The organism is Pseudomonas sp. 6D_7.1_Bac1 (assembly GCF_025465945.1).
In the GTDB taxonomy this organism is placed as follows: Bacteria; Pseudomonadota; Gammaproteobacteria; order Pseudomonadales; family Pseudomonadaceae; genus Aquipseudomonas.
Genome location: NZ_JANLNW010000077.1, coordinates 21,882 through 28,375 on the forward strand (window position 1 = coordinate 21,882; position 6,494 = coordinate 28,375).

Here is a 6,494-nt window from a genome sequence, read left to right on the forward strand (position 1 = left end):
CTGTTTTGTTATCTGGAGGATCTGTAATGACCACGGAAAGAGTTAAGTACGGCGTACATTCCGAAGCCGGCAAACTGCGCAAAGTCATGGTTTGCTCCCCCGGCCTGGCCCACCAGCGGCTGACCCCGAACAACTGTGACGAACTGCTTTTCGATGATGTGCTGTGGGTGGCTCAAGCCAAGCGTGACCATTTCGACTTCGTCACCAAAATGCGTGAGCGCGACATCGATGTGCTGGAAATGCACAACCTGCTGACCGACATCGTCGCCAACCCTGAGGCCCTGGACTGGATTCTGGAGCGCAAGATCACCGCCAACCAGGTTGGCCTGGGTCTGGTCAACGAAGTCGGTTCGTGGCTGCGTAGCCTGGAGCCGCGCAAGATTGCCGAATTCCTCATCGGCGGTGTGTCCGGTGACGATCTGCCCAGCAGCTTCGGCGGCAAGACCATCGAAATGTTCCGCGAATTCCTCGGCCACTCCAGTTTCATTCTGCCGCCGCTGCCGAACACCCAGTTCACCCGCGACACCACCTGCTGGATCTATGGCGGCGTCACGCTGAACCCGATGTACTGGCCGGCACGCCGTCAGGAAACCCTGCTGGCCAGCGCCATCTACAAATTCCACCCCGAGTTCACCAACGCTGACTTCCAGGTCTGGTACGGCGACCCGGATCAGGAGCACGGCAACGCCACGCTGGAGGGCGGCGACGTGATGCCGATTGGTAACGGCGTAGTGTTGATCGGCATGGGCGAACGCTCGTCCCGTCAGGCCATCGGCCAACTGGCACTGAACCTGTTCAAGCACAAAGCGGTTGAGCGGGTGATCGTCGCCGGCCTGCCGAAGTCCCGCGCCGCGATGCACCTGGACACCGTGTTCAGCTTCTGCGACCGCGACCTGGTGACGATCTTCCCGGAAGTGGTGAACCAGATCGTGGCCTTCACCTTGCGCCCTGATGAAAGCAAACCGGGTGGCATCGACATCCGCCGCGAAGAAACCAGCTTCCTCGACACCGTCGCCAAGGCCCTCAACCTCAAGGCCCTGCGCGTGGTCGAAACCGGTGGCAACAGCTTCGCCGCCGAACGCGAACAGTGGGACGACGGCAACAACGTGGTGGCCGTGGAGCCTGGTGTGGTGATCGGTTACGACCGCAACACCTACACCAACACCCTGCTGCGCAAGGCCGGGATCGAGGTCATCACCATCAGCGCCGGCGAACTCGGCCGCGGCCGTGGCGGCGGCCATTGCATGACCTGCCCGATCATCCGCGACCCAATCGACTATTAATCGTCAAACCTTGGCTGAGGCTTACAGAGCCCAGCCAGGGGGATAACCGAAACCAAAGGAGATCCATACCATGGCTTTCAACATGCGTAACCGTAGCCTGCTCTCGCTGATGCACCACACCAATCGCGAGCTGCACTACCTGCTGGACCTGTCCCGCGACCTGAAACGCGCCAAGTACACCGGCACCGAACAGCCGCACCTCAAAGGCAAGAATATCGCACTGATCTTCGAAAAAACCTCGACCCGCACCCGTTGCGCCTTCGAAGTTGCAGCCCATGACCAAGGCGCTCACGTCACCTACATCGACCCGGTGTCCTCGCAAATCGGCCACAAGGAAAGCATGAAAGACACCGCCCGCGTACTGGGGCGGATGTTCGATGCCATCGAGTACCGTGGCTTCGAACAGGAAATTGTCGAAGAGCTGGCCAAGTTTGCCGGCGTGCCAGTGTTCAACGGCCTGACCGCTGAATTCCATCCGACCCAAATGATCGCCGACACCCTGACCATGCGCGAGCACAGCGACAAGCCGCTGCATGACATCAGCTACGCCTACCTCGGTGATGCACGCTACAACATGGGCAACTCGCTGCTGATGATCGGTGCCAAACTGGGCATGGACGTACGCATCGGTGCACCGAAAGCGCTGTGGCCGCATCAGGACTTCATCGATCAGTGCAAAGCCTTCGCCATCGATAGCGGTGCACGCATCACCATCACCGAAGACCCGAAAGAAGCGGTCAAAGGCGTGGACTTCATCCACACCGACATCTGGGTGTCCATGGGTGAACCGGTCGAAGCGTGGGACGAGCGTATCGAGCAATTGATGCCGTACCAGGTCAACGCCAAAATGATGAAAGCCTCGGGCAACCCTCGGGTGAAATTCATGCACTGCCTGCCGGCGTTCCACAACAGCGAAACCAAGGTCGGCAAGGACATCGCCGCGCGGTATCCGCACCTGGCCAACGGTGTGGAAGTGACCGAGGAAGTCTTCGAATCGCCTGCCAACATCGCCTTCGAGCAAGCGGAAAACCGCATGCACACCATCAAGGCGATCCTGGTCTCGGCGCTGGCTGACATCTAAAGGCCCGACCCGACTCTTCCTGCAGGAATAAGCCTCCTGTGGGAGCGAGCCTGCTCGCGAAGGCGGACTGACATTCACCACGGATGTCGACTGATACACCGCTTTCGCGAGCAGGCTCGCTCCCACACTGACCGAGTTCCAACAGGGAGACCGAGTCGCTCGCTACTTCTCTGTTTAGAAGGACTGCATTATGCGTATCGTCGTTGCACTGGGCGGTAACGCCCTGCTCCGCCGTGGTGAACCCATGACCGCGGACAACCAACGCACCAACATCCGGATCGCCACCGAACAGATCGCCAAAATCCATCCCGGCAACCAACTGGTGATTGCTCACGGCAATGGCCCGCAAGTCGGTCTGCTGTCGCTGCAAGCGGCGGCCTACACCCAGGTTTCCCCTTACCCGCTGGACGTGCTCGGTGCTGAAACCGAAGGCATGATCGGCTACATCATCGAACAGGAACTGGGCAACCTGCTGGACTTCGAAGTGCCCTTCGCGACCCTGCTGACCCAAGTCGAAGTCGATGCCAAGGACCCGGCTTTCAAAAATCCGACCAAGCCCATCGGCCCGGTCTACTCCAAGGCCGAAGCCGAGGCGCTGGCCGCTGAAAAAGGCTGGGCGATTGCCCCGGACGGTGACAAGTTCCGCCGCGTGGTCGCCAGTCCGAAGCCCAAGCGCATCTTCGAAATCCGCCCGATCAAGTGGCTGCTGGACAAAGGCAGCATCGTGATTTGCGCGGGCGGCGGCGGCATCCCGACGATGTACGACGAGCACCGCAAGCTCAAGGGCGTGGAAGCGGTGATCGACAAGGACCTGTGCTCGGCGCTGCTGGCCGAACAGCTTGAAAGTGACTTGCTGGTAATCGCCACCGACGTCAACGCCACGTTTATCGACTTCGGCAAGCCGACCCAGAAAGCCATCGCCCAGGCCCACCCGGACGATATCGAAAAACTCGGCTTCGCGGCTGGCTCCATGGGGCCGAAAGTCCAGGCCGCCTGCGAGTTCGCCCGCAACACTGGCAAAGTCGCAGTGATCGGTTCACTCTCGGACATCGAAGCGATTGTCCAGGGCAAGGCCGGCACCCGTATCAGCACGGCTAAACCTGGTATCACCTACCGATAAAAAACAGCCGGGGCAGACCTCATGCCTGCCCCGCTTCAATGCCTTTGAAGGAGGCGCCCATGGCCACGTTTGAGCCCGGTCACTTGCACATCGAGCGCCACGCGCTGAACAAGGACGACTTCAGCTACAACCTCTGCATTGACTATGAAGTCACCACAGATCCCAAGGAAGGCACAGGCATGCTCTTCAAGCTGCATGGCTCGGTCGAGGACAAGGACCTGAAAGAAGAGTTCTTCCTGCCCAAGGACCAGGCCTTCGACTTCGCCCGACACGCCACGCGCATCGCACAGAAATATGGCATGCCTAAATCCGCCAGCATCGGCTCGCTGCACAAGTATTACGACGAGATGTTCGAAGACGTACGCGCACAACTGCACGTCAAATCCGGTGACCCGGTCAAACCCGAGCACCTGGAATAACCCGAACTCTCAACAAAAGCTGAACCTGTGGGAGCGAGCCTGCTCGCGATGACGGAGTGACATTCAACAATAATGTTGACTGAATGACCGCTATCGCGAGCAGGCTCGCTCCCACAGGGGATCATCATTGCCATAAGATCCTGCGCTGGATTTCACCTCCACCCCTCCTCCAAGGCATACTTGCCACCCTCCGCACTCCAGAACACTGAACCGCCCCATGCGTATCCACGTCAGCTTCATCGACCGCGTCGGCATCACCCAGGAAGTCCTGGCCTTGCTCGGTGGGCGCAATCTCAATCTGGATGCGGTGGAAATGGTTCCGCCGAACGTTTACATCGACGCTCCGACCCTCAGCCCGCAAGTGCTCGAAGAGCTGCGCGATGCGCTGTTCAGCGTGCACGGCGTGCAAGCGGTAACGGTGGTCGACATTCTTCCCGGCCAGCGTCGGCACCTGCAGCTCGACGCGCTGCTGGCGGCGATGACCGACCCGGTGCTGGCCGTTGATAGCGCCGGCAACGTGTTGCTGGCCAACCCGGCGCTCATCGCCCTGTATGGCCGCGAACCCGCCGGGGAAAGTGTCGCCGAGCTGTTCGCTGATCCGGCGCTGCTGGAAACGCTGCTCGAACACGGCTTTCGCCTGCCACTGCGCGAGATCACCGTCAACGGCCAGACCTTGCTGCTGGACGCCACGCCGATCACCGATGCCGGCGCGCTGCTGACCCTGTATCAACCCAACCGCATCGGTGAGCAACTGTCGGCCTTGCACCACGATCACGCCGAAGGTTTCGATGCATTGCTCGGTGAGTCCCCGGCGATTCGCACCCTCAAGGCCCGTGCGCAAAGGGTGGCGGCGCTCGATGCTCCGCTGCTGATCCAGGGTGAAACCGGCACCGGTAAAGAACTGGTGGCCCGCGCCTGCCATGCGATCAGCGCCCGACACAGCGCGCCGTTTCTGGCGTTGAACTGCGCGGCATTGCCGGAAAACCTCGCTGAAAGCGAACTGTTCGGCTACGCCCCCGGTGCCTTCACCGGCGCTCAACGTGGTGGCAAGCCAGGCCTGATGGAACTGGCCAACCAGGGCACGGTGTTCCTCGACGAGATCGGCGAAATGTCGCCGTACTTGCAGGCCAAATTGCTGCGTTTCCTCAACGATGGCAGCTTCCGCCGGGTCGGTGGCGATCGTGAGGTCAAGGTCAACGTGCGGATCCTCAGCGCCACCCACCGTGACCTGGAAAAAATGGTCAGCGAAGGCACGTTCCGTGAGGACCTGTTCTACCGCCTCAACGTGCTCAACGTCGAAGTCCCGCCGCTGCGCGAACGTGGTCAGGACATTTTGTTGCTGGCGCGCTATTTCATGCAGCAGGCCTGCGCACAGATCCAGCGCCCGGTTTGTCGCCTCGCTCCTGGAACCTATCCAGCCCTGCTCGGCAACCGCTGGCCGGGCAATGTGCGGCAATTGCAGAACGTGATCTTCCGCGCCGCCGCCATTTGCGAAAGCAGCCTGGTGGATATTGGCGACCTGGACATCGCCGGCACCTCCGTGGCGCGCCAAAGCGACACGGAGGTCGACAGCCTTGAGCAGGCCGTGGAAGCGTTCGAGAAAACCCTGCTGGAACAGCTGTACGTCAACTATCCCTCGACCCGCCAACTGGCCAACCGCCTGCAAACCTCCCACACCGCCATCGCCCATCGACTGCGCAAGTACGGCATTCCCGGCAAGGCTTGAAATCGTCATCGCGAGCAGGCTCGCTCCCACAGGAGATTTCCTGTGATCCCAGGTTTTGTGTACGACACAGATCACTGTGGGAGCGAGCCTGCTCGCGATGAGGTCAGTTGCCCCACCATCAAACTCGCTCAAAAACGACCTCCATCTGTACTGAATGCGCTACAGCGGAACGATTTCGCTACACCCTCGATTAAACTACGCTACGCAAGGCTTTGATCCCCATAGGCTTTTTTCCACGGCTCAAGCTGTAGCGATTTCGCTACAGCCGGGTTTTTCGTCTCGCCTGTAATAAACAGTAACCTATTGATTTATAACAAATAAAAAACTTTGGCCGCGTTCTTGCTAAGCATCTGACCATTCAGCTCTGCCCTGCACGAGCATTCAATCGCGTCCACCAGACGAGTCTGGCCCCCTGAGGAGTTTCCATGAGCGAGTTGCGTTTTACTGAAGATCACGAATGGCTGCGCACCGAAGCTGACGGCACTGTCACTGTCGGCATCACCGCCTTCGCACAGAACGCCTTGGGCGACGTGGTTTTCGTACAACTGCCTGAGCTGAAGGCCTACGACAAAGGCGCTGAAGCTGCCACCGTGGAATCGGTAAAAGCCGCCAGCGGCGTGTACATGCCACTGGACGGTGAAGTACTGGAAGTGAACCCGGCGCTGGACAGCAGCCCTGAACTGGTCAACGAAGATCCACTGGGCGAAGGCTGGTTCTTCCGCTTCATCCCCGCTGATGCCGCCGCTGTCGGCCAACTGCTGGATCAGGACGCCTACGACCGTCTGATCAAAGCCAACGCCGAAGCCTGAGGAGCGCCAACATGACTCAAGTAAATCTAAGCACCGCCAACGAATTCATCGCGCGC

General features: G+C 59.9%; 6 protein-coding genes. All 6 read left to right on the forward strand.

The window, feature by feature from the left end:
* Positions 1–26 precede the first annotated feature (26 nt).
* The 6 genes from arcA to gcvH all read left to right on the forward strand — a co-directional run bounded on the left by arcA (position 27) and on the right by gcvH (position 6,438).
* Positions 27–1,283: an arginine deiminase gene (gene arcA / locus NTD87_RS23500; RefSeq protein ID WP_262116590.1), complete on the forward strand. Its 1,257-nt coding sequence runs from the start codon at positions 27–29 to the stop codon at positions 1,281–1,283.
* Positions 1,284–1,353: 70 nt separating this feature from the next.
* Positions 1,354–2,364 (forward strand): ornithine carbamoyltransferase, encoded by a 1,011-nt coding sequence (locus NTD87_RS23505; protein ID WP_262116591.1) that lies wholly within the window; start codon positions 1,354–1,356, stop codon positions 2,362–2,364.
* 190 nt (positions 2,365–2,554) lie between these two features.
* Entirely contained in the window at positions 2,555–3,484 is a 930-nt protein-coding gene (arcC, locus tag NTD87_RS23510) for a carbamate kinase (RefSeq protein ID WP_262116592.1), read from the forward strand.
* A 59-nt stretch (positions 3,485–3,543) separates the two neighbouring features.
* The gene (locus tag NTD87_RS23515) at positions 3,544–3,903 is read left to right on the forward strand and encodes a DUF5064 family protein (protein ID WP_262116593.1); all 360 of its coding nucleotides are present in this window, start codon (positions 3,544–3,546) and stop codon (positions 3,901–3,903) included.
* A 217-nt stretch (positions 3,904–4,120) separates the two neighbouring features.
* A complete protein-coding gene (locus NTD87_RS23520; RefSeq protein WP_262116594.1) occupies positions 4,121–5,629 on the forward strand; it encodes a sigma-54-dependent transcriptional regulator in 1,509 nt (502 codons plus the stop codon).
* 425 nt (positions 5,630–6,054) lie between these two features.
* On the forward strand, positions 6,055–6,438 hold the full coding sequence (gene gcvH, locus NTD87_RS23525; protein ID WP_262116595.1) for a glycine cleavage system protein GcvH: 384 nt from the start codon (positions 6,055–6,057) through the stop codon (positions 6,436–6,438).
* Positions 6,439–6,494: the final 56 nt, after the last annotated feature.

Bases quoted from the DNA above. Each gene is read 5' to 3' on its own strand.
- arcA (WP_262116590.1), top strand. From the start codon at position 27: ATGACCACGGAAAGAGTTAAGTACGGCGTACATTCCGAAGCCGGCAAA.
- NTD87_RS23505 (WP_262116591.1), top strand. From the start codon at position 1,354: ATGGCTTTCAACATGCGTAACCGTAGCCTGCTCTCGCTGATGCACCAC.
- arcC (WP_262116592.1), top strand. From the start codon at position 2,555: ATGCGTATCGTCGTTGCACTGGGCGGTAACGCCCTGCTCCGCCGTGGT.
- NTD87_RS23515 (WP_262116593.1), top strand. From the start codon at position 3,544: ATGGCCACGTTTGAGCCCGGTCACTTGCACATCGAGCGCCACGCGCTG.
- NTD87_RS23520 (WP_262116594.1), top strand. From the start codon at position 4,121: ATGCGTATCCACGTCAGCTTCATCGACCGCGTCGGCATCACCCAGGAA.
- gcvH (WP_262116595.1), top strand. From the start codon at position 6,055: ATGAGCGAGTTGCGTTTTACTGAAGATCACGAATGGCTGCGCACCGAA.